At 66.7% G+C, this 26,272-nt stretch carries 33 protein-coding genes; 12 read left to right on the top strand and 21 right to left on the bottom strand.

Annotated features, from left to right (window positions below; translation table 11 throughout):
* The first annotated feature begins 509 nt into the window (after positions 1 to 509).
* Positions 510 to 1,772 (top strand): integrase, encoded by a 1,263-nt coding sequence (locus ACPXY0_RS04595; protein WP_423928900.1) that lies wholly within the window; start codon positions 510 to 512, stop codon positions 1,770 to 1,772.
* Between the two features lie 219 nt (positions 1,773 to 1,991).
* Here ACPXY0_RS04595 and ACPXY0_RS04590 read toward each other — a convergent pair whose 3' ends face one another.
* Both ACPXY0_RS04590 and ACPXY0_RS04585 read right to left on the bottom strand, forming a co-directional pair.
* A complete protein-coding gene (locus tag ACPXY0_RS04590; protein ID WP_423928898.1) occupies positions 1,992 to 2,351 on the bottom strand; it encodes a hypothetical protein in 360 nt (119 codons plus the stop codon).
* A gap of 172 nt (positions 2,352 to 2,523) precedes the next feature.
* Positions 2,524 to 2,976 (bottom strand): hypothetical protein, encoded by a 453-nt coding sequence (locus tag ACPXY0_RS04585; protein WP_423928896.1) that lies wholly within the window; start codon positions 2,974 to 2,976, stop codon positions 2,524 to 2,526.
* A gap of 32 nt (positions 2,977 to 3,008) precedes the next feature.
* Between ACPXY0_RS04585 and ACPXY0_RS04580 the strand changes: the two genes are divergently transcribed.
* Positions 3,009 to 4,171 (top strand): IS3 family transposase gene (locus ACPXY0_RS04580; protein ID WP_423928894.1). Its coding sequence is split into 2 segments (ribosomal slippage): positions 3,009 to 3,267 and positions 3,267 to 4,171, totalling 1,164 coding nucleotides; the frame shifts between segments, so codons are not numbered across the junction.
* A 114-nt stretch (positions 4,172 to 4,285) separates the two neighbouring features.
* On the opposite strand, the gene ACPXY0_RS04575 is transcribed toward ACPXY0_RS04580, so the two are convergent.
* The 8 genes from ACPXY0_RS04575 to ACPXY0_RS04540 all read right to left on the bottom strand — a co-directional run bounded on the left by ACPXY0_RS04575 (position 4,286) and on the right by ACPXY0_RS04540 (position 10,507).
* On the bottom strand, positions 4,286 to 5,410 hold the full coding sequence (locus tag ACPXY0_RS04575) for a hypothetical protein (protein WP_423928892.1): 1,125 nt from the start codon (positions 5,408 to 5,410) through the stop codon (positions 4,286 to 4,288).
* A 38-nt stretch (positions 5,411 to 5,448) separates the two neighbouring features.
* Complete coding sequence (locus tag ACPXY0_RS04570) at positions 5,449 to 6,390, bottom strand: hypothetical protein (RefSeq protein ID WP_423928890.1); 942 nt, start codon at positions 6,388 to 6,390, stop codon at positions 5,449 to 5,451.
* Between the two features lie 264 nt (positions 6,391 to 6,654).
* Entirely contained in the window at positions 6,655 to 7,320 is a 666-nt protein-coding gene (locus tag ACPXY0_RS04565; RefSeq protein ID WP_423928888.1) for a response regulator, read from the bottom strand.
* 1 nt (position 7,321) lies between these two features.
* Positions 7,322 to 8,125 carry an ATP-binding protein gene (locus tag ACPXY0_RS04560; RefSeq protein WP_423928886.1) on the bottom strand — a complete coding sequence of 268 codons (804 nt, stop codon included), beginning with the start codon at positions 8,123 to 8,125 and terminating at the stop codon, positions 7,322 to 7,324.
* Positions 8,126 to 8,148: 23 nt separating this feature from the next.
* A complete protein-coding gene (locus ACPXY0_RS04555) occupies positions 8,149 to 8,391 on the bottom strand; it encodes a PAS domain S-box protein (protein ID WP_423928884.1) in 243 nt (80 codons plus the stop codon).
* Between the two features lie 176 nt (positions 8,392 to 8,567).
* Positions 8,568 to 8,873, bottom strand: coding sequence for a hypothetical protein (locus ACPXY0_RS04550; RefSeq protein WP_423928882.1), 306 nt, complete (start codon positions 8,871 to 8,873; stop codon positions 8,568 to 8,570).
* Positions 8,857 to 9,999: a hypothetical protein gene (locus ACPXY0_RS04545; RefSeq protein ID WP_423928880.1), complete on the bottom strand. Its 1,143-nt coding sequence runs from the start codon at positions 9,997 to 9,999 to the stop codon at positions 8,857 to 8,859. The genes ACPXY0_RS04550 and ACPXY0_RS04545 overlap by 17 nt, the downstream gene beginning before the upstream one ends.
* Before the next feature lie 103 nt (positions 10,000 to 10,102).
* On the bottom strand, positions 10,103 to 10,507 hold the full coding sequence (locus ACPXY0_RS04540; protein WP_423928878.1) for a hypothetical protein: 405 nt from the start codon (positions 10,505 to 10,507) through the stop codon (positions 10,103 to 10,105).
* A gap of 482 nt (positions 10,508 to 10,989) precedes the next feature.
* Here ACPXY0_RS04540 and ACPXY0_RS04535 point away from each other — a divergent pair, with 482 nt between their 5' ends.
* The 3 genes from ACPXY0_RS04535 (at position 10,990) to ACPXY0_RS04525 (ending at position 13,388) form a co-directional block, all read left to right on the top strand.
* The gene (locus ACPXY0_RS04535; protein ID WP_423928876.1) at positions 10,990 to 11,337 is read left to right on the top strand and encodes a sterol desaturase family protein; all 348 of its coding nucleotides are present in this window, start codon (positions 10,990 to 10,992) and stop codon (positions 11,335 to 11,337) included.
* On the top strand, positions 11,289 to 11,858 hold the full coding sequence (locus tag ACPXY0_RS04530) for an NAD-dependent epimerase/dehydratase family protein (protein WP_423928874.1): 570 nt from the start codon (positions 11,289 to 11,291) through the stop codon (positions 11,856 to 11,858). Before ACPXY0_RS04535 ends, ACPXY0_RS04530 begins: the two co-directional genes overlap by 49 nt.
* 558 nt (positions 11,859 to 12,416) lie before the next feature.
* Positions 12,417 to 13,388 (top strand): ATP-grasp domain-containing protein, encoded by a 972-nt coding sequence (locus ACPXY0_RS04525; protein WP_423928872.1) that lies wholly within the window; start codon positions 12,417 to 12,419, stop codon positions 13,386 to 13,388.
* Positions 13,389 to 13,477: 89 nt separating this feature from the next.
* Here the strand turns inward: ACPXY0_RS04525 and ACPXY0_RS04520 are convergent, their stop codons facing one another.
* From ACPXY0_RS04520 to ACPXY0_RS04505, 4 genes are all read right to left on the bottom strand, one after another.
* Entirely contained in the window at positions 13,478 to 13,897 is a 420-nt protein-coding gene (locus ACPXY0_RS04520) for a HEPN domain-containing protein (RefSeq protein WP_423928870.1), read from the bottom strand.
* Positions 13,897 to 14,427 (bottom strand): hypothetical protein, encoded by a 531-nt coding sequence (locus ACPXY0_RS04515; protein ID WP_423928868.1) that lies wholly within the window; start codon positions 14,425 to 14,427, stop codon positions 13,897 to 13,899. The genes ACPXY0_RS04520 and ACPXY0_RS04515 overlap by 1 nt, the downstream gene beginning before the upstream one ends.
* Before the next feature lie 128 nt (positions 14,428 to 14,555).
* Entirely contained in the window at positions 14,556 to 15,020 is a 465-nt protein-coding gene (locus ACPXY0_RS04510) for an SDR family NAD(P)-dependent oxidoreductase (protein ID WP_423928866.1), read from the bottom strand.
* On the bottom strand, positions 15,017 to 15,373 hold the full coding sequence (locus ACPXY0_RS04505; protein WP_423928864.1) for an SDR family NAD(P)-dependent oxidoreductase: 357 nt from the start codon (positions 15,371 to 15,373) through the stop codon (positions 15,017 to 15,019). Before ACPXY0_RS04505 ends, ACPXY0_RS04510 begins: the two co-directional genes overlap by 4 nt.
* 133 nt (positions 15,374 to 15,506) lie before the next feature.
* On the opposite strand from ACPXY0_RS04505, the gene ACPXY0_RS04500 reads away from it, so the two are divergent.
* Both ACPXY0_RS04500 and ACPXY0_RS04495 read left to right on the top strand, forming a co-directional pair.
* Positions 15,507 to 15,899 carry a DUF1801 domain-containing protein gene (locus tag ACPXY0_RS04500; protein ID WP_423928862.1) on the top strand — a complete coding sequence of 131 codons (393 nt, stop codon included), beginning with the start codon at positions 15,507 to 15,509 and terminating at the stop codon, positions 15,897 to 15,899.
* Between the two features lie 12 nt (positions 15,900 to 15,911).
* Positions 15,912 to 16,550, top strand: coding sequence for a thymidine kinase (locus ACPXY0_RS04495; protein ID WP_423928860.1), 639 nt, complete (start codon positions 15,912 to 15,914; stop codon positions 16,548 to 16,550).
* An 88-nt stretch (positions 16,551 to 16,638) separates the two neighbouring features.
* Here ACPXY0_RS04495 and ACPXY0_RS04490 read toward each other — a convergent pair whose 3' ends face one another.
* The 3 genes from ACPXY0_RS04490 to ACPXY0_RS04480 all read right to left on the bottom strand — a co-directional run bounded on the left by ACPXY0_RS04490 (position 16,639) and on the right by ACPXY0_RS04480 (position 19,077).
* Positions 16,639 to 18,243, bottom strand: coding sequence for a M14 family metallopeptidase (locus tag ACPXY0_RS04490; RefSeq protein WP_423928858.1), 1,605 nt, complete (start codon positions 18,241 to 18,243; stop codon positions 16,639 to 16,641).
* 73 nt (positions 18,244 to 18,316) lie between these two features.
* Positions 18,317 to 18,712, bottom strand: coding sequence for a type II toxin-antitoxin system VapC family toxin (locus ACPXY0_RS04485; RefSeq protein ID WP_420462565.1), 396 nt, complete (start codon positions 18,710 to 18,712; stop codon positions 18,317 to 18,319).
* Positions 18,709 to 19,077 (bottom strand): FitA-like ribbon-helix-helix domain-containing protein, encoded by a 369-nt coding sequence (locus ACPXY0_RS04480; RefSeq protein ID WP_423928856.1) that lies wholly within the window; start codon positions 19,075 to 19,077, stop codon positions 18,709 to 18,711. Before ACPXY0_RS04480 ends, ACPXY0_RS04485 begins: the two co-directional genes overlap by 4 nt.
* A gap of 169 nt (positions 19,078 to 19,246) precedes the next feature.
* Here ACPXY0_RS04480 and ACPXY0_RS04475 point away from each other — a divergent pair, with 169 nt between their 5' ends.
* Positions 19,247 to 19,552, top strand: a complete 306-nt coding sequence (locus ACPXY0_RS04475) for a helix-turn-helix domain-containing protein (RefSeq protein ID WP_423928854.1) — start codon at positions 19,247 to 19,249, stop codon at positions 19,550 to 19,552.
* Between the two features lie 264 nt (positions 19,553 to 19,816).
* On the opposite strand, the gene ACPXY0_RS04470 is transcribed toward ACPXY0_RS04475, so the two are convergent.
* The 4 genes from ACPXY0_RS04470 to ACPXY0_RS04455 all read right to left on the bottom strand — a co-directional run bounded on the left by ACPXY0_RS04470 (position 19,817) and on the right by ACPXY0_RS04455 (position 22,544).
* Complete coding sequence (locus ACPXY0_RS04470) at positions 19,817 to 20,215, bottom strand: type II toxin-antitoxin system VapC family toxin (protein ID WP_423930569.1); 399 nt, start codon at positions 20,213 to 20,215, stop codon at positions 19,817 to 19,819.
* Positions 20,216 to 20,220: 5 nt separating this feature from the next.
* Complete coding sequence (locus tag ACPXY0_RS04465; protein WP_423928852.1) at positions 20,221 to 20,442, bottom strand: DUF6364 family protein; 222 nt, start codon at positions 20,440 to 20,442, stop codon at positions 20,221 to 20,223.
* A 90-nt stretch (positions 20,443 to 20,532) separates the two neighbouring features.
* Complete coding sequence (locus tag ACPXY0_RS04460) at positions 20,533 to 21,282, bottom strand: alpha/beta family hydrolase (RefSeq protein ID WP_423928850.1); 750 nt, start codon at positions 21,280 to 21,282, stop codon at positions 20,533 to 20,535.
* On the bottom strand, positions 21,279 to 22,544 hold the full coding sequence (locus ACPXY0_RS04455; RefSeq protein WP_419933583.1) for an MFS transporter: 1,266 nt from the start codon (positions 22,542 to 22,544) through the stop codon (positions 21,279 to 21,281). The genes ACPXY0_RS04460 and ACPXY0_RS04455 overlap by 4 nt, the downstream gene beginning before the upstream one ends.
* Positions 22,545 to 22,872: 328 nt before the next feature.
* Here ACPXY0_RS04455 and ACPXY0_RS04450 point away from each other — a divergent pair, with 328 nt between their 5' ends.
* From ACPXY0_RS04450 to ACPXY0_RS04435, 4 genes are read left to right on the top strand one after another with little or no spacing between them, the layout of a single operon-like run.
* Positions 22,873 to 23,676 carry an enoyl-CoA hydratase/isomerase family protein gene (locus ACPXY0_RS04450; RefSeq protein ID WP_423928848.1) on the top strand — a complete coding sequence of 268 codons (804 nt, stop codon included), beginning with the start codon at positions 22,873 to 22,875 and terminating at the stop codon, positions 23,674 to 23,676.
* A gap of 25 nt (positions 23,677 to 23,701) precedes the next feature.
* Entirely contained in the window at positions 23,702 to 24,922 is a 1,221-nt protein-coding gene (locus ACPXY0_RS04445; protein ID WP_423928846.1) for a thiolase family protein, read from the top strand.
* Complete coding sequence (locus tag ACPXY0_RS04440) at positions 24,919 to 25,770, top strand: enoyl-CoA hydratase/isomerase family protein (protein WP_423928844.1); 852 nt, start codon at positions 24,919 to 24,921, stop codon at positions 25,768 to 25,770. Before ACPXY0_RS04445 ends, ACPXY0_RS04440 begins: the two co-directional genes overlap by 4 nt.
* Positions 25,763 to 26,272 carry a GNAT family N-acetyltransferase gene (locus ACPXY0_RS04435; RefSeq protein WP_419941297.1) on the top strand — a complete coding sequence of 170 codons (510 nt, stop codon included), beginning with the start codon at positions 25,763 to 25,765 and terminating at the stop codon, positions 26,270 to 26,272. Before ACPXY0_RS04440 ends, ACPXY0_RS04435 begins: the two co-directional genes overlap by 8 nt.

Genomic DNA, 26,272 nt, shown 5'->3' with positions numbered 1-26,272 from the left:
AGCCTGAAGCGCTGACCTCGGCGAGGCCGGGTGTCAGGTGATTACCGTACTTGTACAGCCTGCACGTCGAACGGTTCCTCTTCCTGCTTCACCTTGACTCTATCCTTCTGTCGCGTTTGGCTTCTTCCACCATCGTTACCTCACTATGTCCTTCGCCCAGAATCGAACCGGAAGTGACGGGCTGGCCCGGTTGCCGCGTACTACTCATCATCACTCTCCTTCAAGCCGTTCCACCTTCCACCCGTCCGCTAATGCTTCCTACCAAGCTTGAACAACAACTGCGCCTCCATGAAGGACAGCCTGCGTCCAAACCCCGACCCGGCCAACACCGGGTCCGACTCAGCCCACGAACGCTCCAGCCGCATCAAAACCTCGGCCTTCGCTTCCGGGGTCATCATCCTCCCGGTCGGTCATGCTACAGTCTTGTCCAACGACACATGAGCCTGAAGGGGAGACAGGTTTCCAGCGAGAGGTGAGCCTGAGGCGCGAGGCGATGAGATCATGGAGGGATGATCGTGACGCTTCGCACCGAACGGATTCGGACGCTTGATGAGGTTCGCGCCTTCCTCGAGGGCAGCGAGCCGGTGGATTTCACCCTTGACGACCGGGACTCGGCCTACGTGTTCGTGCGCCGGTCGCTGGAGAGGCTCCGCTACCACCGCCTCGGCAAGCCGGACAAGGGCTTGGTCAAGGCCTACCTCGCCAAGGTGACCGGGCTCTCCCGCGCCCAGCTCACCCGGCTCATCGCCCAGCACAAGAGGACCGGCCACATCCGCGACCGCCGCCACAAGCCCCCGGCCAAGCCCTTCAAGCGCCGGTACACGCCCAGGGACAGCGCGCTGTTGGCCGAGGTCGACACCGCCTACGGACAGCCCTCCGGACCCGCCACCAAGGAGGTCCTGCGGCGCCAGTACGAGGTCCATGGTGACGTGCGCTTCAAGCGCCTCGTGGGCATCTCCAACAGCCACATCTACAACCTCCGCAAGGCGCGAGCCTACCGCCTCGGATCCCTATCGCTGAACAAGACCCGTCCCGTCCACATCCCCATCGGCGTGCGCCGCAAGCCCGATCCACAAGGACGCCCCGGCTTCGTCCGCGTCGACACCGTCCACCAAGGCGACAAGGACGGCGAGAAGGGCCTCTACGTCGTCAACGTCGTCGACCAGGTCACCCAGTTCGAGCACATCGGCGCCGTCTCCCGCATCACCGAGCTCTTCATGCTCCCCGTCCTCGAAGACCTCCTCACCGCCTTCCCCTTCCCCGTCGAGGGCTTCCACGCCGACAACGGCTCGGAGTACGTCAACCACCACGTCGCCGGCATGCTCAACAAGCTCCACATCGGCGAGTTCACCAAGTCCCGTCCCCGGCACTCCAACGACAACGCCCTGGTCGAGTCCAAGAACGGAGCCATCGTCCGCAAGTGGCTCGGACGCGCCCACATCCCCCAAGACTGTGCACCGGCGGTCAACGACTTCCTCCGAGACCACCTCTGTCCCTTCCTCAACTTCCACCGGCCCCGTCTGTTCGCCTCCGAGACCACCGGCCCCCGCGGCCGAACCCGTAAGCGCTACCTCCAGAGCGATGTCGCCACCCCCTACGACAAGCTCAAGTCCCTCCCCGGCGCCGAAGGCTTCCTCAAGCCCGGTCTCACCTTCGAACAACTCGACCGCTCCGTACGCGCCACCTCCGGCCTCGATGCCGCCAAGACCATGCGCCAGGCTCGCCGCCACCTCTTCCGCACTCTCGGACCCGCCATCTCTTCCGTCGCCTGAGTCCCCATGACCACTCCCGTTGCGCCGCCCTCCCGCTCCCGTGGACTATGTCCCGGAAGTCAACTGCTGACCGGCCCCGCGCCACAGGCTCCCGGGTCAGCCTTCAGGCTCATGTCCGCATTGGAAAAGACTGCTACCCCTACCCTCCTGCGCGGGTTGTGGTGACACCAGAATACGTGTTCAAGAGGCTGCGAAACAAGCAACGAAAAGTGCCCGGCGTTACCGCACCACCACACGGCGGACCGCCCGCACCGTGTCGCCATCCACGCCCATCCCCACGACGATCACATGCGCCAACGCCGCACGACGGAACCGCACAGACGCCACGTGTTCGGCCACGTTGTAGGGGCCGCAATCCTTCCCGTTGCGCACGATGCGATTGTAGGGCTTTACCGTCGCCACCGTGCCACGCATCACAACTTCCGTGCGCACCTGTTCGCGATTGCAGAAGTAGGTTAGAACCCGCACATTGAACGGTTCACCCGCACGCACCTCGGCGGGTAGAATGATCGTGGGACCTTCCGGCCCGCCGGTCGTGATCAGCGCCAGCCGGGCTTCCTCCGCTACCGTGCCTAGCAAGGAACCGCACGCTGCCCCCACAACCGCCACCACCAAGCCGTAGACCGCACCAAATGCCTTTATGGACCTTCCCCTTTTTGCTATATCGTTGTCCGCTAGGAGAGAACGTTCGACACGACCGAAAAAGGACGCGTGGGAACCGAACCGCCGCCGGTCCCCACGCGGAACCGCGTCAGTGGGGAACTGGAATGGCGATGGGGTTGAAGCTTTCAAGCTCCTGCCGCATAGCCTCGATACGACTAATGAACCAGAAATCGCCGTCCAACGACGACGTGAATAGCATCCCCCACATGTTCACATCGTAGGGATCACTCGTGCGCTCGAAGGCAACCGCACCGCTATTCCCAGGACTCGACGTTCCTTCGACTTCATCGACACAGATGATGCGGACATCAAGGTTCCCGACCTCATACGTGGTCGTCATGCACGTACGCGTCAACAAGCCCGACCGCCAGCCGTCTTGCTGCCCCACGTAATGCAACACCGTACCTACGGGATTGGGGAAGCAATTCATCTCTTGTACCCAAAACGGGCACGCCGGTTCATCGTCGTAGATCGTGAACTCATCATCCGCCGTACTCGTCAGCGTGATCGACCCGTGGAGTTGCCCCGCCTTGACGGACACCTTTCCATTTGGGACAACGATGGAGGTGTGCCATGGCGGGAAGAGCGGGGCGGTATCCGCCCGAGTACCGGGAGCAACTGGTCGAGCTGGCGCGTGCGGGCCGTAGCCCGGGGTCGCTGGCTCGGGAGTTCGAGCCCTCGGAGCAGACGATCCGGAACTGGGTCCGGCAGGCGGATGTGGACGAGGGGCGTCGCGGCGACGGGCTGACGACGGAGGCGCGGCGGCAGTTGTCGCGCCTGAAGCGGGACAACAAGCGGCTGCGGGTGGAGCGGGACATCCTAAAAAAAGCCGCGGCCTGGTTCGCGAGGGAGAGCGGATCGATCCCCGGCGGGGATATGCGTTCATGAAGGCGCACCGGGCTGAGTTTCCGCTTGCGGCCATGTGCCGGGTGCTGGGTCTCTCCCCCAGCGGGTACTACGACTGGCTGAAGCGTCCTCCCTCGGCCCGCGCGCGGCGGGACGCGGAGCTCGAGGGACGGATCGGGGCGATCTGGACCGGCAGCGGCGAGACGTACGGCCGCCCGCGGATCCACGCGGCGCTCAAGGCGGAGGGCGAGCGGGTGGGCCAGAAGCGGGTGGGGCGGCTGATGACGGGGCTGGGGCTCCAGGGCGTGACGCGGCGGCGCTGGAGGACGGCGACGACGCGGAGGGACGCGGAGGCCCGACCCGCGCCGGACCTGGTGAACCGGGACTTCTCGGCCTCGGGGCCTGACGAGCTGTGGGTGGCCGACATCACGTACGTGCCCACCTGGGCGGGCTGGCTGTATCTGGCCGTCGTCCTCGATGCCTGGAGCCGCCGCGTCGTCGGCTGGGCCATGGCGACGCACATGCGGACCGAGCTGGTCGAGGCCGCGCTGGCGATGGCGCTCTCGCGCCGGCGGCCCGAGGGGCGCGTGATCCATCATTCCGACCAGGGCTCGCAGTACACCTCCCTCGCCTTCGGGGAGCGCTGCCGCGCGTCGGGCGTCGCACAGTCGATGGGCTCGGTGGGCGACGCCTACGACAACGCCATGTGCGAGAGCTTCTTCGCCACGCTGGAGTGCGAACTCCTCGACCGGAGCCGCTTTCCGACGGCCGCCGAGGCGCGCCGGGAGATCTTCCGGTTCATCGAGGGCTTCTACAACACGCGCCGGATCCACTCGGCCCTCGGCTACGAGTCGCCGGCCCACTACGAGAAGAACAACCGTGCGGCATGAGGCGAACCAGCTGCGCCGGGCCCACCACCTGCCTCGTCCATCGCGTCGGGGCGCACGCACACCGCCTCTCTCCAGCGGCTTGAGAGAGACTAGGAGAAAGGACATCGGATACGATCAACCACAGAAACTAACCGTCCGTGAAAGCGGGACAACTCCACCGATCCCTGTAGTGCGGGCGATATGGCCGCGATCGTCACCATCATCGGCATCGTCGAACTCCACCAGTGCCGCGTCGCTAAGGCGGCACGACTCCCCGACCTCGCACGAATCGTGCTGAATGCGTCCGTGATCGTCGTACTCCTCCCCGATATTGTCGCCGCCGGTCGGAGTAGGTTGATAATGGTCGTTGCCGTCATCACGGAACATCACGTCCGTACAATGGCTCGTCGTAAGGAACCCGTTCTTGCTGCTTGTGAGCCGCACGATAGCGCCCATCGTGCAAGCCGCTGGCACACCCGTCCCCTGTTGAAGGATTCCCGAGTGGTAGGGCGGGTCGAAGTTGGAGCGCAGCGTCATGGTCTGCGCCTCCGTCGGCACGGTCGGATACTCCCTCGACGGAACGCCGCGTGACGGCACGATGCCCGAGTGATGCTCGATGGTCACCGCACCCGCTGGCACGTTTTCTCCCGCCAACGCCGTCCGCAAATCATCCTCGATAGCGGTGTTGGTCACGCCAATCCAAATGCGATTGGTACGCTCATCGATGTCCATCCCCACGACGCCATCGCGCCACACGCTGATCGCTCTCTTGAACCACACATTTAAGTCTCGCCAGTCGTAGGTCCCTTGCGCAAAGGTCACACCGCCACGCGACACACGATGGTAGTCCTTCACGTCCGCTGGCTGGAATCCCATCAACGCATCCAGCGCCACGGTCGATTTGCTAGGGTCCTTGAGCCAGACCACCGTGCCGCCATTGCCATCTTGGTAGGCACCGCCAAACCCGCCCGGAATGGTCGCGGACGCTTGCGCCTGCAGATCGTTGAAGTCCTTCGGTCCCGGCTGGAGCGCGTACACCGGATCGTCGTAACTGGAAGCCGCCCGGAGCACCGCACCTCCTTCCGCTTCCACCCGCATCCCGCTTGCCACATCGGGCATGTCCGACACGGGACCAACCATACCCTCATCGCTGTTGCAGCCTTCCTCAATCAACAAGATACCGATGACCGCTACTACCGCGACCGCACCGTGCAGCGTGAATCGCTTCACCTTCTTACCGCTCTGCTTCTTGCTGGTCATGATTTTCCCCCGGCGTTGAGATGGAACAATTTCCTCTCTTACAACTTTCCGGTACGGCCGCGATGGCCACCGTCCGGACTGCCGCCCTCGACCCTCGCAGTTCCCATGATGGGGGAGGTGGAGATGTACGATCCGGAGAATCTGACGGTGGTCGGCCCGCCATCGTCGGCGACGGTCGCGGTCGCGGAGGTGCGGTCGAAACGCGCATTGGCCGGATAGCTGCCGATGGTGATGGTATGGGTACCGGCTTCCACGTCGTCGAACCGGAACCACCCTCCAATGGCCGTAGCGGTCGCCGCTCGGCCGTCCAGGGCGACGGTCAACCCGTCGGCTCCCCGGCCCTCGATCAACACCTGTCCCACGATGTCGTTGGCGGGCATCCGTGGCGGGGGATCCTCGTTGCGCCCGGCCATGGCGGATATCAGCGCCGCGACGGATAGCAGCAGCGAGGCCGCGATGACCTGGTGCCTTTCGTACCGGTTCCCTGGATTCTGCCGCCTGGATAGAGTGGTCCGGGACAGGCCCTTGGGGGACCCTCCGGCGTGAACCCGGGGCGCAATCGGCGGCGGTCCGTTCGAAGGTGCGGCGGGTGCCGGCGGGCCGGTCATCATCGCGAAGATCGTGGATCCCCTTCGCATGCACGTCACATGGCGGTACTCGCCGCTTCGCACGGCCATCTCGATGCGCTGGGCGAACCGCGTCTTGGCCCACAACCTCTCGCGGGCGTCCACGGTGCACGTCGTCCGGCGCGAGCCATTCGCCGCGAATGGCCTTGGGCCGGATCGTCCATTCGCGACGATCCGCCGGACCACGATGTCGCTCTCACTGCCGTGTCGGCCCGACTCGATCCGCAGCAGTTCGTCCGCGCCCAACGTGGACAGATGATGAAGGATCAGCCGCCACGACATGGGACGGACGGAGACACCGCTCGGAGAGTTGTCGATCAGGTAGCCTTGCTCGGCCCACCGCAGGGTGTCCACGATGGCTCTGTAGCTTCGGGCCTCTTGCCGCATCGTTCCCAGATTCCTTGCTTTCGGGTGACGCTTGAGGATGCGCCTCTGCCGGTTCGGGGAGCGCCGCGGCAATATGCAGGACCGTATCCAGGGGGCGGTAGAGGAAAACCCCGTACGTTATGAGGGGAGAACCCCGCACCCATCCCGACGGGAATTTCCCGCCATCCGGTGCAACCGGTGGGGGCGCCAAGGGACTTGCGGCGTTCGGTTGTGGAGGGGGAACGGCTCTCTTTACCGTTCCCCTTCCGCCCTCAGGAGCCCGCTCTCGAGGGCGAAGCGCACGATGTCGCGCCGGTTCTTGAGGCCCAGCTTCGTCTTGGCCCGGCCGACGTAGCCCTCGACGGTCTTGCGGCTGAGCAGCATCTCGCGGCCCGCCTCCGCAGCCGAAAAGCCCCTCGCGTACAACTCGATCGCGGCGCGCTCGCGCGGAGAGAGCACCTCGGGACCGGGGTCGCCGCTCGATGCATCCCCGGTCTTCCCCTTTGCGAGCAGGGCGGCCGCGCGTCGGGGCAGATAGGAGTGGCCGCGCGCCAGCGCTTCGATGGCTCCCATGAGATCGGTGTCGGCGGCGGACTTGTTCAGATAACCCGCCGCCCCGGCCTCTATGGCCGGCACGAGGAACTCGTCCTCGTCGTGGATCGTGAGTACCAGGATCCTCGTTTCAAAATCGAGCGCCGCGATGCGCCGGGTCGCCTGCACGCCGTCCATTCCGGGCATCGCCAGGTCCATGAGGACGATGTCCGGCTCCAGGGTCCGGGCCTTGGCCACTCCATCCTCGCCCGACGATGCTTCGCCCACGACGTCCACCCGCCCGCTCGCCCCGAGCAATGCCCTGAGACCGGCGCGCACGACCTCGTGGTCATCGACCAGCAGCACCCTCACCATCGTCCGCGGCACCTCATTCGCCTTGCCGCTGCGGGTCCGCGACCGGCACGGAGGCCCGAACCGTGGTTCCCTTGCCCGGGGAGGACTTCACGATAGCGGCGCCGCCGACGAGGGCGGCCCTCTCGCGCATCCCGGTCAGGCCGACGCGGCCATCGGACGGCAGCGTTTCGGGATCGGGCTCGAACCCGCCTCCTTCGTCGCGGACCGTCGCGGTGACCATGCCGTCCGCCAAGCTCAGCGTCATGGCCGCTTCATTGACCCCCGAGTGCCTCATCGCGTTGGTCACGGCCTCCTGCACGATCCGGTACAGGGCCAGCGCGGCGACCGCATCCAGTTCGTCAGCCACCGCATCGAGGCTGGCGTGCACCGTGAACCCGTACACGTCCCGGATATCGGCGAACGCGGAGGCGAGGGCGGAGGCGAGCCCCCGGTGCTCCAGTTCCGGAGGCAGGAGTCCGCGGATCATCCGCTTCACCCCGCGGATCGTGTCGTGGATTTCGCCCGCGATCCGGTCGCGAGCCCGCTCCCTCTTCCCGTCGTCCCTCTCGTCCGCCAGAAGCTTCATCCTGATCTTGAGGGCCACCAGCGACTGAAGGAACTCGTCGTGCAGCTCGCGCGAGAGATGCTTCCGCTCGTTCTCGGCCGCGGCGATCAACATGCCCGACAGGCGCCGCATCCGCTTCCAGGCGGAAATGTCGCGAACCGCGCAGATCACGTGTCCCTCGCCCGATTCCAGGTTCGAGGGGCTCAGGCTGATCTCCACCGGGATCGCGGTGCCGTCCCTGCGCACCGCCTGCAATTCGAGTCCCTCGCCCATCGGACGGGGACGCGGCGCCTCCCTTAGCGCCGTCGATGCCGCCGGTGCCGACTGTGGGCGGCGGCCGGGACCACCCGCTCCACTTCGCTGCCCACCATCTCTTCCCGGCTCCATCCGAACATCGCGACGGCCTGCCGGTTGAGGTCCCGGATCACCCCGCTCGAATCCACCACCAGCATCGCATCCGGCGACGCGTCGAACACGGCGGTGTGGTCCCTGTCGGTGAGCACTCTCGATTCGCTCCCGTCGTTCAAGCGGGCCGGCATGCCGCCGTCGCGAAGGCCTCCCGGTGGCGGCCGGGGTTCACTCACAAGATGTGCCCGACCGGCAAATGTCAATTGGGACCAGGACCGTCATCAGATCAGCCCGGCCCTGTGGAGATGGGAACCGTCGTCGCGCCGAGGGGTGATTGCCGACCCGAGATCGGTTCCGATTGATGGGCTCAGACCATGAGCTTCGTGAGCAATGCGCCGGAACAAGCGTTGCACTTCTCTTCCAGCCGCTCCTCGCAGGTGGTGCGGAGCCGTCCGCAAGCCTTCTCCGCGTCGCGGGCTTTCGTGTTGATCAGGTCAGCGGTGCAGATACAACCTAACGCTTTGATAATGGATTCCTGTGCCTCGGCAAGCGCCTTCGACTCGCTGGTTTTCGTGGCGGCAGGGTGGGCCGCGCGGACACGGCACAAGCACCTGATCGCAGCGATTCTTGCCTCCGCGAGCACTTCGGCTTCGCGGTCATTGTCTCCCTCCAAACCGTCCTTCCGCTACGCGTTGGACAACCCAAGGCGTCACCGATACCCGCGGAGGGACGAAGAATGGGGCTGCGACGAGGGAGGGACACTGCACCCCCGCGATCCTTCCCCCCTCCGGGAAGTGTCGGTTTAGCATTACTTCACGGTCAGCCGCAAGCGGACGGCGGTATGCACTTCGAGAGCGTCCATTCGGGACGCGAGGATATCGCCGTTGCCGCACAGGAACCATAGGCGGTACGGGTACCTTGACGATTCCCTTGGCGGCGAGAGCGTGGGTGCCCGCATCGGGGCCCTCGTGGTTTGGTTCGAACAGCTGCCGCACCGTTTCAAGATCGCCGCCTCCGTCTCGACGACGGATCACGTTGAGAACGCGGCCGCCGTCCAACCCGAACACCGCGTGGGACTGGGGATACCAAATGTCGAACGACGTGTACCGCACCCCCTCCTCGTCGACGCCCTTTACAAGCACGGCGTCCCCCGGCGCCTCGAGCAATGCCGGCATCTCCGAGACGGTTCGGCCCACGGGCTCGCCGCCGCCGGTCGGCGGGGGCTCGTAACGAACGACGGAGTGCGGCGCACCGCTGGAGTAGAGGAGCGAGCCGTCCGTCAGAGCGTGCAACGCGCCGCCAGTGCCGACCACGCGGGCAAGCCATTCCTCGGCCTGCGCGGCGTCGGCCCAACTGCCAAGGTGCTCGCCCGCCGCGCTGAAGTGGTGGAGTCCGGCCTCGATCCACGGCACGCCGCCGCTCAGCACGAAGTCGCCCGATGCCAGGACCGCGAACCCCTTTGTCCATGTGACGCTGAAGGGCAACGGGACGCGCCGGAGCGGTTCGCCAACGGCGGAGTATATTTCAATCGCGCCGCGGCCAAGGTCGTGCACGGCCACGTCGCCGTCGGGCGTGATTGCGATTCTCTCAGCACCCAGAAGCTCCCCTGGTCCGTCGCCTTTCCGTTCCGTGACCATGACATCGCGTGCACCGGACGGGTCCGATGGGTCAACGGCGAGGATCTCTGTGGAACTCGCGATCCACACGGTCCCGAGCGGGGTTTCCGCGACCCCGCTGACGTCCGCGAGCCGTTCGAGGCGCGTATGCCCATCGGCGACCCACACCTCGGTTACCGTCAACTGCCTGAGGTTGCGACGTCTTGGGCGGCGACTGCGGGAACCCCGAGCGTGAAGACGGCGAGCGGGATCGCAGCGGAGGCGATCCCGCTCGGGAGCCGGCCCATCATGACGGCGACACTGCATATGTCGCGCGGCGCTCGTTCAGGAGCCCGACATACGTCTCGAGCGGATACCTCTCCTTGAGAACCGTCAGTTCCGCTCCGTCGATCTCCACCCACGCACCATCGTTCACTTCGCGATAGGCCACTCGCAACGACCCCTCCCCGCACGTCCACGTCCCGAAGACGTTGTCCTCGAGACGCACGACAAGCGTCTGCTCGTCGTCGGCGCGGACGAGCCGAACGTCATCGCCCTTGAAATCGCACGAATCGCTGCCGTAATCGGAGCGATCACAGTTGCTGCAGTTCTTGCACAGGGCGCAATTCTGCGCGTCCACGGGGTCCGGGGCCGCGAGACTACCCGCGAACCCGCAAAGGACCACCAGGGCGAATCTCATCACGTTACGCATGTCACTGCTCCATTTCTCGAAAGTTCGAAGTCCAGCGCTTTATGATCCACCTCCCATGATGGGGGGATGGGCTTTGTTACCGCACCAAAAGATAGGGTGACGCTCGTCGGCGCTCCTAGCGGGAAAACCCCGCAATTCGTGACGGGAAAAACCCGCCCGGGGCTGTGGGGAGATCCCCCCCGCCATCGTTAGGCATGTGTTGCGGAGAGGCCTCGCGTTCGTGCTCCACCAGGATTCGGGCCGGGCCGCCGCCATCCGAAGCTTGGTAGACCCTCTTGGGACATCCCCACTTGCCCCGGCTGCCGTCTACCGGGGAGCGGCCGGGAGCATCCGGCGCTACCGCCCGCTCAAACTGCCGGTCGCGCTGGACGCCGAAAGGCGCCGTCTTCGGGAACGTCAGGGTGAAGCCTCGAGGGCAAACACGATGTTAGAGCAACTTCGCCTACTACTGGCTGCATCGAGCGCTGGACCGTCGAACGCTGATGCTCAGGATTCATTGGGTTCACCATCGAACACGGCACCCTACGGCGGTTGATGCGTTGTACCTCCATCCGCTCGAAATGGCCGCGGGCATCGCCGTCCAGCTCGGGTGCGTCGCCGTGGTCGGGCCGTTGCGCTTGGGGGCTTTCGTCGCGGCGTCGCTGATGCATGCGCTCATCAACGTGCTCGACCACGCGAATCTGCGCGTGCCCTCGCGTCTCGCATGGCTCTTCAACCACTGGTCGGACCGGCACGACGCGCACCATAGCCTCGGGGGCAACTACGGCTCGATCACGCCGCTGTGGGACTGGTTGTTCGCCACGGGACCGAAGACTCCACCCTCGAGGTAGCGGTGCGTCCGGCCGGACCCGTACTCGTAACCGGAGGGTGCGGCTTCATCGGCGCGGCGGTCGCGAGCGCGTTTGCCGACGCGGGCCGGGCCGTTCGAGTCGTCAGCCCACGCTGCCGCCCGTTCCGGCAGGACGTTCGATTCCTCGATCTGGACATCCGGGATGCCGCGGGCCTCGTTCCGGCCTGCCGACAGGCCGGCGTGCGGAAACTTGTACATATCAGTTCGGCCAGCGTCGTATACGAAGGCCGGGACATCGAAGCGGGTGACGAGAGCCTGCCCTACGCCGGCACGTCTCCGAGTGCCTACACGGACAGCAAGATCGCGTCGAAAAAGCGCGTGCTGGAGTTCGCGGCCGGGAGCGAAAGGAGCGCGTGCACGCTCAGGCCCCACATCGTGTTAGGTCCCGGTGACCAGCGGTTCCTGCCGAACAGAAGCCCGGCTCAAACCGAACTCAGGCGTACCCGGACAGGCATACTTCGTGACCAACGGCGAGCCGATCCCCTTCTTCGAGTTCGTTGAACGCCTCCTGGTCGAGATGGGCTACAGCCCCATCAGGCGGCGCGTTCCCTACTGGCTCGCTTACGCCGGTGCCGGGCTGGTCGAGGCTTTCCATGCGGCAGGCCGGCGGGGTACGGCTACGGAGGACGGGGTGTCGCGGTTTCGCCGTCCGGTATCTTTGTACGCACCACTACTTTCGTATCGACAAGGCACATCGTGAGCTCGGCTGGCGGCCCCGCGTGCCGCTCGCCGAGGCGATCGTGCAAACGGCCTCCGCGTTCGGATGACGCTGGACGAAGAAGCTTCCGCCACCGCGGTTGCCCCGAGACGCCCACTCGGGCATCTTCGCTCGCCATGATCCACGCGTCCGACATCCGATCCCTCCGCGCCCGCGGCGCGACCTGCGCCTGTAGGTGTTCGTGTCCATGCTGCGCCTGGATCCGGGTGTGTTGATGCGCTGAGCCCCCAAGCTCAAGCCGTTTCCGAGCCGCCCCGGTCCGCCGACCCGGGCGGTTTTTTCGTGCCCAAATCCGTCGTTTCCGCCCCCGTTCTTTGACCGGTTCAACCTGAGAGAAAATCATGATCAGTCCTGTTCCGCCGCAGATACATGTCCTGTACGAAAATTCTGCCTGGGTTCCGCCCCTTCGGGAGGCACTCGAGAAGGAGGGCTTCCGGGTCCGCCTCGTGCATGTGAACGAGGGGCTCGTAGACCCGTCGACACCTCCTCCCGAGGGCATCTGGATGAATCGCATCAGCCCGTCGTCACACACACGGGGCCATGTCCACTCGGTCGAGTTGGCCCGGCAGCTCCTGTACTGGCTGGAGTCCCGCGGCCGTCGCGTGGTGAACGGACTCTGCGCGTTCGAGCTGGAGATGAGCAAGCTCCGGCAGGACCTCGTTCTGCGACGACACGGGATCCGCACACCTCGCACCGTGCTGGCCGTCGGGAGAGAGCATTTGCTCGAAGCGGCCGCCACCTTCAACGGCCCGTTCATCACGAAGCACGACCAGGGCGGCAAGGGGCTGGGTATCCGGCTCTTCCACGACCCCCGGGAGCTTGAGAGGTATCTCGATGGCGATCGCTTTGACGCCGGGCCTGGCGCCAGAATGATCCTCCAGCAGTACATCAGCGCCCCGGAGCCGTTCATCACGAGGGTGGAGATCGTTGGCGGCCGCTTCCTGTTCGCAATGCGGAGTTCCACGGCCCAAGGGTTCGAGCTCTGCCCCTCGGATGTGTGCAATCCGATGCCCTCGAGGCGAGAGAAGCTCCAGATGGGTGCAACCGGCCTCTTCAGCCCGTCGCCGATCACGGCCGGCGAGCCGTTGGTGCAGAAGTACATCCGGCTCTGCAACGACGAGGGGATCGAGATCGCCGGGATCGAATTCGTGGAGGACGCGCGGGGCAACCGCTACACGTACGACATCAACGGCACGACGAACTACAACCGGACGTTGGGCGCCCGCATCGGCGTCGAGGGGATGGGCGAGGTGGCCCGGTACGTACGCAGAACGGCGATCCCGGGCCGGCGGCCGCAGCGCATCGCCTGTTGAGCGCGGTCGACGAGTGAGAAACCCTGATCCGGAAAGGCTTGCCCGATGGCCCACGATCGGCGCGACCATCCGCCGGGACTGTGGCGCCGTCAACCCCCTCCTTCCACCACATGCGGATACACCGCGTCGACCGTTCGGCGCGCGGCGTCGCGAGCGCTCACCGCGTCCGCCCTCGAGTAGAATCCGCTCGGCGTCAGGTCCTCGGCCCCGTAGAAGGCGAGTTCGCGGTCCCTGCGGAGGTGGCGGGACGATGCCGCCAGTGCCTCGGCTTCGCGGGCCAGGTCCGCCGGTAAGCGACCCTTCTCCGTGAGCAGCACGTCCGAAACGTCGTGGATCCGGGGCGGGTCGACACCGCACCAACGCAGTAGCCCCTTCAGCGCCAGCTCCACAATCTCTTGCGATTCTCGCACGACATCGGGCCAGCTTTCCTCCTGGAACAGCACGTCCAGGGCCCCGAGCCGGATCTTTGCACGCCGGACATAGTCCACAGCCAGCCCGACGTTCCGCATCAACCGGCCCTCACCCAATACGACTGCCCGTGGACGCGGCGGCGGGAGATCCGGCCCGCCGAGATCATTCCGCGGATGCCCGCGAGCCGTGCCGATACCTCCAGACCCCGCTCATGGAGCACAACACCGTCGGTCGCCACCTCCGCCCACGTACCGGAAGGTATGGCTCCCTTCGATGGGAGATGGACGAAGTGCGGCTCGACCTCGTGACCGCGCCAATGAAGTACCGGCTTGCTGTCCCAACGCCGATACAGCTCCCTCGTAATCGGGACACATTCCTCGGCGATCAACAGGACATCGAAGTCCGAAGCCGCTCGGCTCTCGCCGCGCGTCCATGAGCCGAAGGCGACGACACCAACCAGCGATTCGCCGAGAAGCCACGCCGCTCGCCCGATCAGGCCGGAGGCCTCCTCGTCCAGCCACGCACCGGGAGACGCCAGCTTGCGGGCACAGTACTCATTGAGTGACGTGGCCGCGGCATGCGCCGCCGAGCGCAGCGCACCGTGCAGGCCGGGGTCGATACGAAGCACGAAGCGGCCTGAGGGGCTGGATTTCCGAGTCGTAGTATCACGCGACATAGTGATATGGTATCACACTCTTGGAAGTGTGTCGAGACGTGTGTCGACTCGGCGACCTCTCTCCCGCAGCGACCGTGACCTCATCGGAAGGCGCGGCGCAGCACGAATTCGTAGACCCCGTCGCCGAACCACTTCCTGAGGAACATCACGGGGCGCGCCATCGATCCCCCGGCGTATCTCCGGCGTGGCTTCCTGGTCGTCGCGGCCTCCAGGAACACCTTCGCAAAGACCTCGGCGTCGGTGGCGCGCTCCATGAGCCTCGGGTCGTCCATCCTCTTGAGGAACCGGTCTACCTGAGCCTTGTACGCGGTGTCGCCGCAGTACGTGCGAAACTGGGCTCGCATTACGTCGCCGAACTCGGTTTTGATCGCGCCCGGTTGGATGAGGACGACCTGGATGTTGAACGGTGCGGTCTCGAAGCGGAGGCAGTCCGACCAGCCCTCCAGAGCGTGCTTGGTGGCGTGGTACCAGGCCCCGAGGGGCACAAACACTCTGCCCAGCATGGATGAGACGTTGATGATCCGGCCCGACCCCTGCGCTCTCATGTGCGGCAGGACGAGCTGGGTGAGGTGGGCGAGGCGAAGGGGTTCACTTCGAACTGGTATCGCGCATCGTCGAGCGGGATGTCCTCGACGGGCCCGTAGAGGCCGAAGCCCGCGTTGTTGATCAGGACATCGATGCGCCCCTCGCTCTCGATGATCCGGCTCACGGCCCGTTCGTTGTCGTCGCCCCTCGTGACGTCCATCTCGACGGGGGTGATGCCGTGTTCGGCCAGATCTTGCATGCGATCCAGCCGGCGGGCGCCGGCGTACACGCTGTGGCCCTTCCGAGCGAGCAGGATCGCGACCTCACGGCCGATGCCGGACGATGCTCCGGTGACCAGCATGACTTTGCGCATGACGCTGCTCCTTCTCTCGGCGTCGTGCCGCCTTCGCGCCCGCGGCCCGTACCCGGTTCATGTTCGAGGGCGTCGACACGATGTTAGCGTTGGGGGAGATCCGGAAGAACCGAAACACGGAGGGGCGAAAGCGATGGCCGGAAACCCCGAGGTCGACAAGGCATTCAGCAACGCCATGCGTTGGCGGCAGGAAGCGGATCAGCTGCGAGAGATCCTCCTGGAATGCGGCCTGACCGAAGAGTTGAAGTGGGGAAATCCTTGCTACGCCCATGACGGCAGGAACATCTGCATCATCCAGAGAATGAAGGACTTCCTCGCGCTCATGTTCTTCAAGGGAGCACTGCTGAGAGACGCGGACGGCGTTCTCGAGAGGCAAGGACCCAATTCGCGTGCCGGATACCGCATGCGCTTCACCAGCGTTCAGGACGTCGCGAGGAAGGCGAAGAGTATCAGGGCCTACACCCGTGAAGCGATCGAAGTCGAACAAGCGGGGCTGCTTGATGGGAAAGGATTCCATGACCGGTAGGCGGGAATAGCCATGCTGCACAGGGCGAGACACGGTTGGATCGAGGTCGTCGCCGGCGTGATGTTCAGCGGGAAGTCCGAGGAGCTGATCCGGCGCGTGCGGCGCGCCCTCATCGCCGGCCGGAGCGTTCAGCTCTTCAAGTCCCACCTCGACGACCGCTACGGCGGCCAGTTCCAGATCTCGTCCCACGACGGCCGGCAGATCGACGCCGAGCCCGTGTCCAACTCCGTGCAGGTCGCCGGAAAGGTTCGCCCGTCGACGCAGGTCGTCGCCATCGACGAGGCCCAGTTCCTGGACGACGGCATCTGCGAGGTTGCCGATGCGCTGGCGGATGCCGGGATGCGCGTGATCGTGGCCGGCACCGACATGGACTTCCGCGGCGAGCCCTTCGGTCCCATGGGGCTGCTCCTGGCGCGCGCGGAGCGGATCGACAAGCTGCACGCGATCTGCGTCGTGTGCGGCGATCCGGCGACCAGGAACCAGCGCCTCATCGACGGGAAGCCGGCGCCCGCGGAGGGACCGACGATCCAGGTGGGAGGCGCCGAGTCCTACGAGGCGCGCTGCCGCCGCTGCCACGATGTGCCGCAGCGAGGCCGTGCCCAGACGGAGCTGCTACCGAGGCGTGAAACAGAGGGCTGGGAGGGGGCCTAGTCGCTATCCGGGTTTAGCCACGAATGGATAACTATCTACTGATGGATAATCGTGGCTAGTGCCGTCTACCGGAACTGACGTACGCTCGTCAACTGCCCGGGACACGGAGTATCGGATACAGCTCCCCGGCACGCAGCCGGTCCGCGAGAAACCCCCAGTTCGCGAAGCCGTCGTCGGACTGCGGCTCGACCAGGCTGAACAGCAGACGTCCCAGCGGCTGGTCGGCCCGCGCCCACATGTCTCCGGGGGCCGGGGTGACTCGGCCCGGCTCGTAGCGCCCGAAGAGCGATTGCTCGTTGTGTCCCTGGAACGGCCGCTCGGCCGTCCGCACCGAATCGATGCGAAACGCCTCCACATCCAGGGGCGTCGCCTCCGCCGGCTCGAGCGCTATGCCGTGTGCCGCGAGCCGTGTCAGAACTTCCTCCAGACCGGCGGGGATCAGGTAGGCCTCGGGCACGCGCCCTCGCAGCGTCGGCGCGAACGTCCCGTACTCGTACATGGGTTCGACGTACTGCGTATCACTCCGCAACAGCAGCGGGCGCCCGGTGAGGGGGTGCGCCTCCTCGACCGTGGCGCCCATGAGGATGTCGACCGGCGCGGCCGAGCGCTCGGGCACGGCGCGCAACGCAAGCGAATCACCCACCACTCCGGCGGCATCGGCATCGGCGACGATGCGCCGGACCTCGTCCGCGTGCTCATGGACGTAGTCCAGGACCTCTTCGACGAAGTACAGCGTCGAGAGCACGCGCTCGTCGAAGCTCGCGTAGGCGTAGGCCTCGCTCAGGATCGCGATCCGGTTGCGGAGGCCGAGGTAGTTGTTGTTGAACCGCGGGCGGTGGTCGAAGGTGTACCAACCGCGCGCGTCCCCACCGCGCGCGGACGCGTTCCCGTAGTAGTAGTACTCCCAGCCGTACCTGGCCCGGATCTCCCCGGTCACGTGGGGAAGGAGTCCCTCCCGGAGAAAACCGTCGATCTCGGCCGGCGTGTTGGGGTGGAGCGGGGGCGAGTACGTGATATGGTAGGCGTGCCGCGTCCCGTTCGTCGTATGCAGATCGATGGCTACGTGCGGATCGTATTCGCTGAGCAACCGCGCCACTGACCGCGCTTCGGGAGAGTCGAGCTTCATGTGGTCGCGGTTCATGTCATAGCCCTGGGCGTTCGGCCGCTGACCCATCCCTCCGATCGGCCCGTGCTGACGGCCGCGATTCGTGAGGCTCACCCGCTCATTGCCGTCCGCGTTGTAGATGGGCGCGATCAGCAGGACCATCGACTCCCGCCATTCGCGGTGACGGCCGGCCAGGAGGTCGCGGAGCAACATCTGGAGCGCCTCCTTCCCGCACACTTCGCCGCCGTGGATGTTGCCCTGCAGGTAGACGACCGTCTTGCCGGAAGCTCTGACGGACGCCGGACTCGCATCTTCGACGTCGCCCACCACGGCCAATGGAAGCGCCCGTCCCTCGTTCGTATAGCCGTATGTCGCGTAGTGGACCGACGCCTCGCTGGCTGCCGCGCGCTCCAGGAAGTCCACGACATCGGCGTACGAACTGGTCTCGCGATACTCCGTGCGCTCCGCGCGCGTGAGAAACGCAGTGTCCGGGGGCGCAGCGGCGTCGCACGCCGTGAGTACGGCCGCAACCGCCGTGCAGGCCGCCAGCCGACCCGAAGTCGCCGCTCCAGCCTTCCATGTCGCCATGCGTTCCGCGCGCCTTTCCAATGGTCGGGTTCTGTCACACGATCAACCCTAACCTATCGCCTAAGCGAAGGCGTCAGGCGCCCGGGATCGCTCTGATGTCGGGACACTGCAGTAGCGACTTGTCTGCCGTGACCAGCGTGAGGCCGTGCACCATGGCGGTGGCCGCGATGAAACGATCAGCGGGATCGGCATGACCAAGACGGATGCTGCGGCTTCCGAACGCGACATCGAACGTCACCGGGATCTCATGCATGGGCCGGACGGTCAGGGCGGTACGGATCCAGCTCCAGGGATCGGGATGGAGGAGCACGCGTCCCTTCTCGGCGAGCACCAAGGCCTCCCAGACGCTCACGGGCGACAGCGCCAGGGTGTTCGCCGGTTCGGTTAGTTCGCTGCGGGCCCGGGCGGAGAGCCGATCCGGGTCCAGTAAGCTCCACAGCCAGATATGGGTGTCGAGGAGCAGATTCACCGCGTCTGAACGTCGTTCGGTTGGGCGGTCTCCGAACGCAGTGCGGCCCAATCGGAGGGGTCGGCGGCCGGGGATAGGAGGTCGCCTACGATTTCACCTAAGTCTCTCATGGCCCCCATCCATTCTCCGCTGCCGGCCTGGACATCAGTCACATCGGCCGCGGTGTTCCGGCCGCGCGGAGTCGCCTTGTAGCTGGCGGCCATCCGGGCTCGCTCGCGCACTACGCCGAGCGTGGGTTTCGGGGCCGCATAGCGGGCCAGCAGATGGCGCAACTCGCCCTCCAGCGAGCGGTGGTTGGCCTTGGCTCGTGCCTTGAGCGCGACGATCACATCGTCGTCCACGTTCCGAATCGTGAGTACTCCCAAGTGTCCTCCGCCTGCGTGAGCGTCCTGGCGAAAGCGTAATGTATTGGAATTGGCTTCATTATGACAGCGCCAGATCCGATTCGCGAGAGATGCGGCACTGCCGCACATTGACCCGGGCGAGTCTGCTGTTGCGGCTGGTTGCCGCGATAGAGGAGGAGGAACGAAACCGATGACGACCCGGCGAACTGATGTGAGCCGCGAGGTGGAAGCGGCCCTCGACGAAGTGCTCGCCCATGTGCGCGGCGTAACGCCGCTTCCCTGCCGAATCGTCGATGACCCCGCTGCCGAGCACATCGTGGCGCTACGCAAGCGACTTAAGCTGAGCCGCCGGAAGTTCGCGGATAGCTTCGGGCTCGATGTCCGGGCGGTGCAGGAATGGGAACAGGGACGGCGGGTCCCGGACCGTGCGGCCCGTGTCCTGCTCACCGTCATCGACCGCGACCCCGAGGCGGTCGTACGCGCTCTCGGCAAATAGGGTGCGCCCTCCCGCTCTCGTCGCCATGTCGTCCCTCCCGCGCGTGGGGCGTGTGCCATAGCTGAAACGCCGCGCGGCGGCAGTCTAAGCCGAGTTGAGCGGAGGCGGATCCGGGACGAGTCAGCGTACGATCTGAAATGCCGAGGCGGCTGGCGCGACGACGCGCTGCGTGCAGCATTTCCGGTCCAAACGACAGTTGCGTGCGTATCATCATGATGCATACAAACGCGGCATGCGTTCCCGCGGGAACGTCGAGATCGTATCTCAGAACAGCGCGTCGAGGGCGTCTCGCGGGGTCAGGGCCGGTATCGGGGATCGCCGGAAATCCGCCAGGTTCCTCGTGATGATGTGCCGGGCGCCACAGGCGCGCGCCGCTGCCACCTGCATCGCGTCTTCGAAGTCGGTCATGGGGAGTTCGGCTGCGTACTTGATGGCGTCGGTGCCTGACGGCGTAACCGCCACGAATCGGGTCAGGTGCTCGACGAAATCGCGTGCACCCATGCCGCTACGCCGGGGGGCCACGAGGTAGTAGAAGTTCGACAGCGTATGCCACGCGACGAATGCCTTCTTCGGCCCCTTCTGCAGCCGGTCCAGGAGCTCCGTCGCTTCATCCGAATGCGGACGACGGTCGAGTGCGACATCGATCAGGATGTCCGTATCCAGGAGAATCAGAGGTACTTCCGGGCCAGCGCTTCGTACCGCGGATCGTCACGGCGCGCGGCTCGAAACTGCCCTCTCCACCGCTCCGTGAAGGAGGGACCTTCGTCTTGCACCATCTCCTTCAGCGACCCTTCGATGAGCGACGAAAGAGAAACACCCCGGACGCGCGCGTATCGCTTGGCGGCAGGGACCACCTCGGAGTTCACCGTGATGGTGAGTTTCGTCTTCATACCTCAGCCTCTTCGTACATATATACGTATACGTATCCTCTTATAACGTATACATATAACGCGGAGTTGGTCAAGGACCGCCCGGGAACGTCAGGGGGAGATTTCGAGACGAGCGGCCCACGCGGGAACCGTTGCTGCCATCTCGTCGGCCAATTCGTCAGCGGTGCGCCCGCTGCGCTTGAGGACGCGGAAGGAATGATCGGCGCCCTCGAGCCGATGGAGCGTGGCGAGCGGACCCAGCGAGGCGCATGTCTGCTCGATCAGGTCGAGGCGGGCGAGCGCGTCCCGCGTCCCCTGCAGAAAGAGCATGGGGACGGAGACGTCGCCCAAGTGGGCCGACCGTTCCGCGGCGCGCTCCGGGCGCCCCGGCGCGTGGAGAGGAAACCCGAAGAAGACGAGTCCGGCCACCCCCGGGAGCGGATCCTCCGCCGCCGCGGTCGACGTCATGCGGCCGCCCATGGACTTGCCGCCCGCCAGGAGAGGGAGTCCGTCAGCGAGGCGGGCCGCCTTCGCGACCGCGGCACGGACCGTCTCGACGAGCACCGGCGGACGGTCCGGGGGTCGGCGGCGCCCCGACAGCGCCCGCGCCTCCATGTAGGGGAAGTGGTAGCGGAGCGACGCGATCCCCTGCCCCGCCAGCCGCTGCGCCATGTCGGACATGAACGGATGCTCGATCCCCGCCCCCGCCCCGTGCGCGAACGCGAGCATGGCCCGCAGCTCCGGCGGGCGGACGAGGAGCGCCGACACCTCCCCCCAACGCAGCGACACGAACTGCGCCTGCTCGGGGAACCTGTGCGTCGCGCCGACCTCCGCCGCGGCTCGGGGCGCCCGGCGGGTCACGGCAACCTGGCGTCCGGCGCGTCGCGCGGCTCGTGAGCGGCGACCGGACCCGTCCACCTGTCGGTGGGGTCGAGATCCTCCTCCGACTTGCGGACGACCGCGGCGGGGATCCGGAGCGCCAGCCACAGGGCGAGGGCCGACGCCGCGGCCCCGACCAGGAACGGGCTCTTTATCGAGTACAGTTCGAACAGCCAACCCGCCGTGAGTGGCGCCACCACTCGGCCGAGACCGCCGGCCACCTGGCTTCCGCCAAGCACCGAACCCTGCGAGTGCTCGTCCGTGTTCCGCGAGATGAGGGCGTGCAGCGATGGGAAGATGAGCCCCGTCGCCGACGCCCAACTCGGGACGAGCACCCACAGTTGCCAGCGGTCGGAGAGGAACGGGATCGCACCCACCCCGAGAGCGAGCAACAGGCATCCGGCGCGCACGGTGGCCGGCTCGCCGAACCGCTTCACGATCCGCCCCACCAGCCCGCCGCGCACGATCACCGTGACGCCGCCCGCGAGCGTGAACACGAGACCCATGTCCGCCGCCGTCATCGCGAACACGCGCTCCGTATACAGGGCGAGGACCGACGTCATCGAGGTGAAGCAGCCGATCGTCAGCACGTACACGAAGAGGAGTTGGCGCAGCGGCATGCGGCTCAGCGACCGCAGCCACAGCTTGAACGTCACGGCCTCCCCCTTCGACGCGTCCGCCCGGCCGGAGCGGAAATGCCGCGACTCCGGGAGCAGAGCCATGGCCGCCAGCAGGTTGAACAGGCACAGGCCGGCGGCGACGAGGCCCGGCACCCCCAGTCCGAAACGGCTGAAGTAGCCGCCGATCGCCGGGCCCAGCATGATGCCGAGGCCGGACGCGGCCCCGATGAAGCCGAGGCCCCGGGCCCGCTCCTCCCCCTTCGTGGAGTCGGCCACGTAGGCCTGGGCGATGCCGAGCGTCCCGCCGGCGGCGCCGGCCGTCGCGCGCGAGACGAGGAGCAGCCACAGGCTGTCGGCCAGCGCGAACAGGAGGTAGGAGAGCGCCGAGGCGAAGAGCCCGACCAGGATCAGACGCCGGCGTCCCAGCCGATCCGAAAACCTTCCCCAGATCGGGGCCGACACGAGTTGCGTGATGGAGAACGACGCGATGATGAGGGTGACCCAGCGCGGCGAGGCGCCCAGTTCCTCGGCGTAGAAGGGGAGCAGCGGGAGCACAATCCCGAAGCCCATCATGTCCACCATCACCGTCCCGAACAGGACGCCGAGTCCGGCGCGTCTCAGCATGCGGTTCTGGTGGTCATCCCTGCTTCAACCCGGATTCCTCCCTCTCGGGGCGCGCCCGGGCCGCGTCGGCCGGAGGCGCGAGCCGCGACCTTCGCGGCCGCGCGGATGCTGTGGTCACGACACCCCGGACGATCTCCGCGTTGCGCTCCGGAGCGGGGCAACCCCGGCGCGCGAACTCACTGTCCGTCACGTGTGCGCCGGGATAGTTTGACCCTCCGCCGAAAGCCCGGGCCCCCCGCGTGGCGGCCCCTCGCACGTCATCTTCAGGACGGCTCTCAAGAGGAAGGAATCCATGGCTGACACAACGGCTGACACAACGGCTGACACGATGGCTGACACACTGCCTGACACACTGATCCGATATGCGGTTGAGGACGGGGTCGCGGTGTTCACGATCGACGACCCGCCGGCGAACACATACACGTACGAGATGATGCGCGACCTGGACGACGCGATCCTGCGCGCGCGCTTCGAGGACGTCCACGTCATCGTCATCCGGGGCCAGGGAGAGAAGTTCTTCTCCGCGGGGGCCAACATCAACATGCTCCGAACCTCGGACCCCTATTTCAAGTACTTCTTCTGCCTGCACGCGAACGAGACGCTGTCGCGCCTCGAGCAGACGCCCAAGCTCGTGATCGGGGCCCTCAACGGACACACGGTCGGGGGCGGACTCGAGATCGCGCTCGCCTGCGACATCCGGATCGCCCGCAAGGACGCCGGGAAGATCGGGTTGCCGGAAGTGAACCTCGGCGTGCTCCCGGGGACCGGCGGCACGCAGCGGCTCGGCCGCCTGCTCGGCAAGTCGAAGGCGATCGAACTCATGGTTGAAGGCCGCACGTTCGGGTTCGACGAGGCGCTCGAGCTGGGGCTGGTCAACAAGATTTTCGAAGGAGACGACGAGACGTTCCACGCCCGGATCATGGAGTATGCACGGCAGTTCACGCCGCCGCACAAGGCGTCGCGGGCGGTGGGTCGTATCAAGCGGGCGGTGTGCAGCGGGGTCGAGGTGCCCTTCTCCGAGGGACTCGCGATCGAGCGCGAACTGCAGCAGTTGCTCTTCCAGGGGGACGACGCGCGCGAGGGCCTCGCTGCCTACGTGGAGCGGCGCGCACCCGAGTTCTCCGGGAGGTAGCGCTGCGGATCCGAGCGAAGGCCCGATGAGCGACGCGGATCGCACCCCGGTCATCATCGACGCCGTCCGTACGCCGGTGGGGCGCGCGGGCGGGGCGCTGTCATCCATCCGGGCCGACGACCTCCTGGCGCACGCGATCCGCGCCCTCGTCGAGCGGACCGGGGTGCCGCCCGGCCGCGTCGAGGACGTGATCGCCGGATGCACGAACCAGGCGGGCGAGGACAACCGCAACGTGGCCCGGATGGCCGGGCTGCTTGCCGGCCTTCCGGTCGAGGTCGGCGGCCAGACCGTGAACCGGTTGTGCGGGTCCGGGGTGCAGGCCGCCGTCACGGCCGCGCACGCGATCCGGGCCGGCGAGGGCGACGTGTTCATCGCCGGCGGGGTCGAGAGCATGTCGCGCGGGCCCTGGGTCATGCTCAAGACCGACCAGGCCTTCTCGCGCGTCCCGCCGCGCATCGCGGACACCACCGTCGGGTGGCGCTTCGCGAACCCGGCCATGCCCGAGCGCTGGACGATCCCGCTCGCCGAGACGGCGGAGGTCGTGGCGGAGGAGCACGGCGTCGGGCGCGAAGACCAGGACGCGTTCGCGGTGGAGAGCCAGCGGCGCGCCTCCGAGGCGATCGAGGGCGGGCGGTTCGACGACGAGATCGCGCCGATCGAGGTCCCGCAGAGGAAGGGCGACCCCGTGCGGGTGACGCGCGACGAGCACCCCCGCCCCGGCACGACCGCGGAGCAACTCGCCCGGCTGCGGGCGGCCTTTCGCGCCGACGGCACCGTGACGGCCGGGAACGCGTCCGGGATCAACGACGGCGCGGCCGCCGTCCTCATGACGAGCCGGGCCGCCGCCGAGGACCTCGGCCTCGAGCCGATGGCCGAGGTCGGGGCCTCCGCGATCGCGGGCGTGGACCCGGACCGGATGGGGATCGGGCCCGTGCCCGCCACGCGCAAGGCGCTCCGGCGCGCGGGGCTGTCCGTCGAGGATATCGACCTCATCGAACTCAACGAGGCGTTCGCGGCGCAGTCGCTCCCCTGCATCACCGAACTCGGACTCGACCCGGAGCGTGTGAACGTGAACGGCGGCGCGATCGCGCTCGGCCACCCGCTCGGCTGCACGGGCGCGAAGCTCCTCACGACGCTCGTGCACGAGATGCGGCGCCGGGATGCAGCGCACGGGTTGGTCACCATGTGCATCGGCGTCGGGCAGGGGATCGCGCTCCTCGTCCACCGGGACGCGGGGTCGGCGTGAGCGAGACGCGGGTGCGGGTCGAGATCGTGGACGGCGTCGGCACGCTCACGCTCAACCGGCCGGAGAAGCTCAACGCCTTCATCGGCGAGATGCGGACCGAGATCGCCCGCGGCGTCGAAGCGCTGGGCGCGGACGACGCCGTGCGCGCGGTCATCATCACCGGGGCCGGCCGCGCCTTCTGCGCCGGCGCCGACGTGAAATACATGACCCGGCTCATCGAGACCCAGGCCCTGGACGAAGCACTCGCACTCGTCGAGGGCGGCCGCGAGGTCGCCACCGCGATCCGGGCCATGCCGAAGCCCGTCATCGCCGCCATCAACGGCCCGGCGGCGGGCGGAGGCGCGAATCTCGCCCTCGCCTGCGATCTCCGGCTCGCCTCCGAGACGGCGACGATCGGCCAGACGTTCAACCGCATCGGGCTCCACCCCGACTGGGGCGGCACCTACGTGGTGCCCCGGCTCGTCGGCCCCGCGCGCGCCGCGGAACTCTTCTTCTTCGCGGACATGGTCCCGGCCGCAGAGGCCGAGCGCATGGGCCTCGTGAACCGCGTCGTGCCCGCCGACGAACTCATGCCGCTGGCCCGCGAGTGGGCGCGCCGTCTGGCGCGAAAGCCCGCCCTTCCCCTGCGGCTCGCGAAGGAGGCGATCCGGCGCTCCCTCGCCTCCAGCTTCGAGGAGATGCTCGACTACGAGACCGCCGCGCAGCGGGCCTGCTTCGCGTCCGACGACGCCCTCGAAGGGGTTCGGGCGTTCGTCGAGAAACGCAAACCCGACTTCGGCGCGAAACCGGCGGAAAGACCAACGGAGAGACCAGCTGAAAGACCAGCTGAGGCCGACAGACATGTCTGACGGAGTCGTCGTACGGCAGGCGGTGATCGGGGACCTCGAGGAACTCGTCGCGATGTGGACCCGGTACATCCGCGTGCACGCGCTCAACCCCGCGTACCGGCGGATCCGAACCGACGCGCTGGAGATGCGCCGCCGCATGTTTCGGCGGCACATCGAGGAGGCCACGAGCGCCGTGTTCGTGCTGGCGGCGGAAGAAGGCGGCCTCGACGGCATGATCGTCTGCTTCGTCGAGGAGAACGAACCCCTGTTCGATCCCCCCCGCTACGTCCGCATTCAGACCCCGTTCGTGAGACGGGAAGTCCGGCGGCGCGGCTTCCTGCGGCGCCTCCTTCAGGCCACCTTCGAGTGGACGTCGGACTGGGATATCGACGAGGTCCGGCTGTTCCTGGGGGCCGACAACCTGATCGCGAACGCGGTCGCCGACGACCTCGGCTTCGAGCCGATCGAGGTCGTGCGCCGATACTCGCTCCGCCCCGAACCGACGACGAACTGGGAGGACTGA

This window comes from Candidatus Palauibacter sp. (assembly GCF_965237495.1).
Lineage (GTDB): Bacteria > Gemmatimonadota > Gemmatimonadetes > Palauibacterales > Palauibacteraceae > Palauibacter.
Note: the sequence above shows the minus strand (reverse complement) of the source record. Positions and strands in the feature narration are given on the sequence as shown.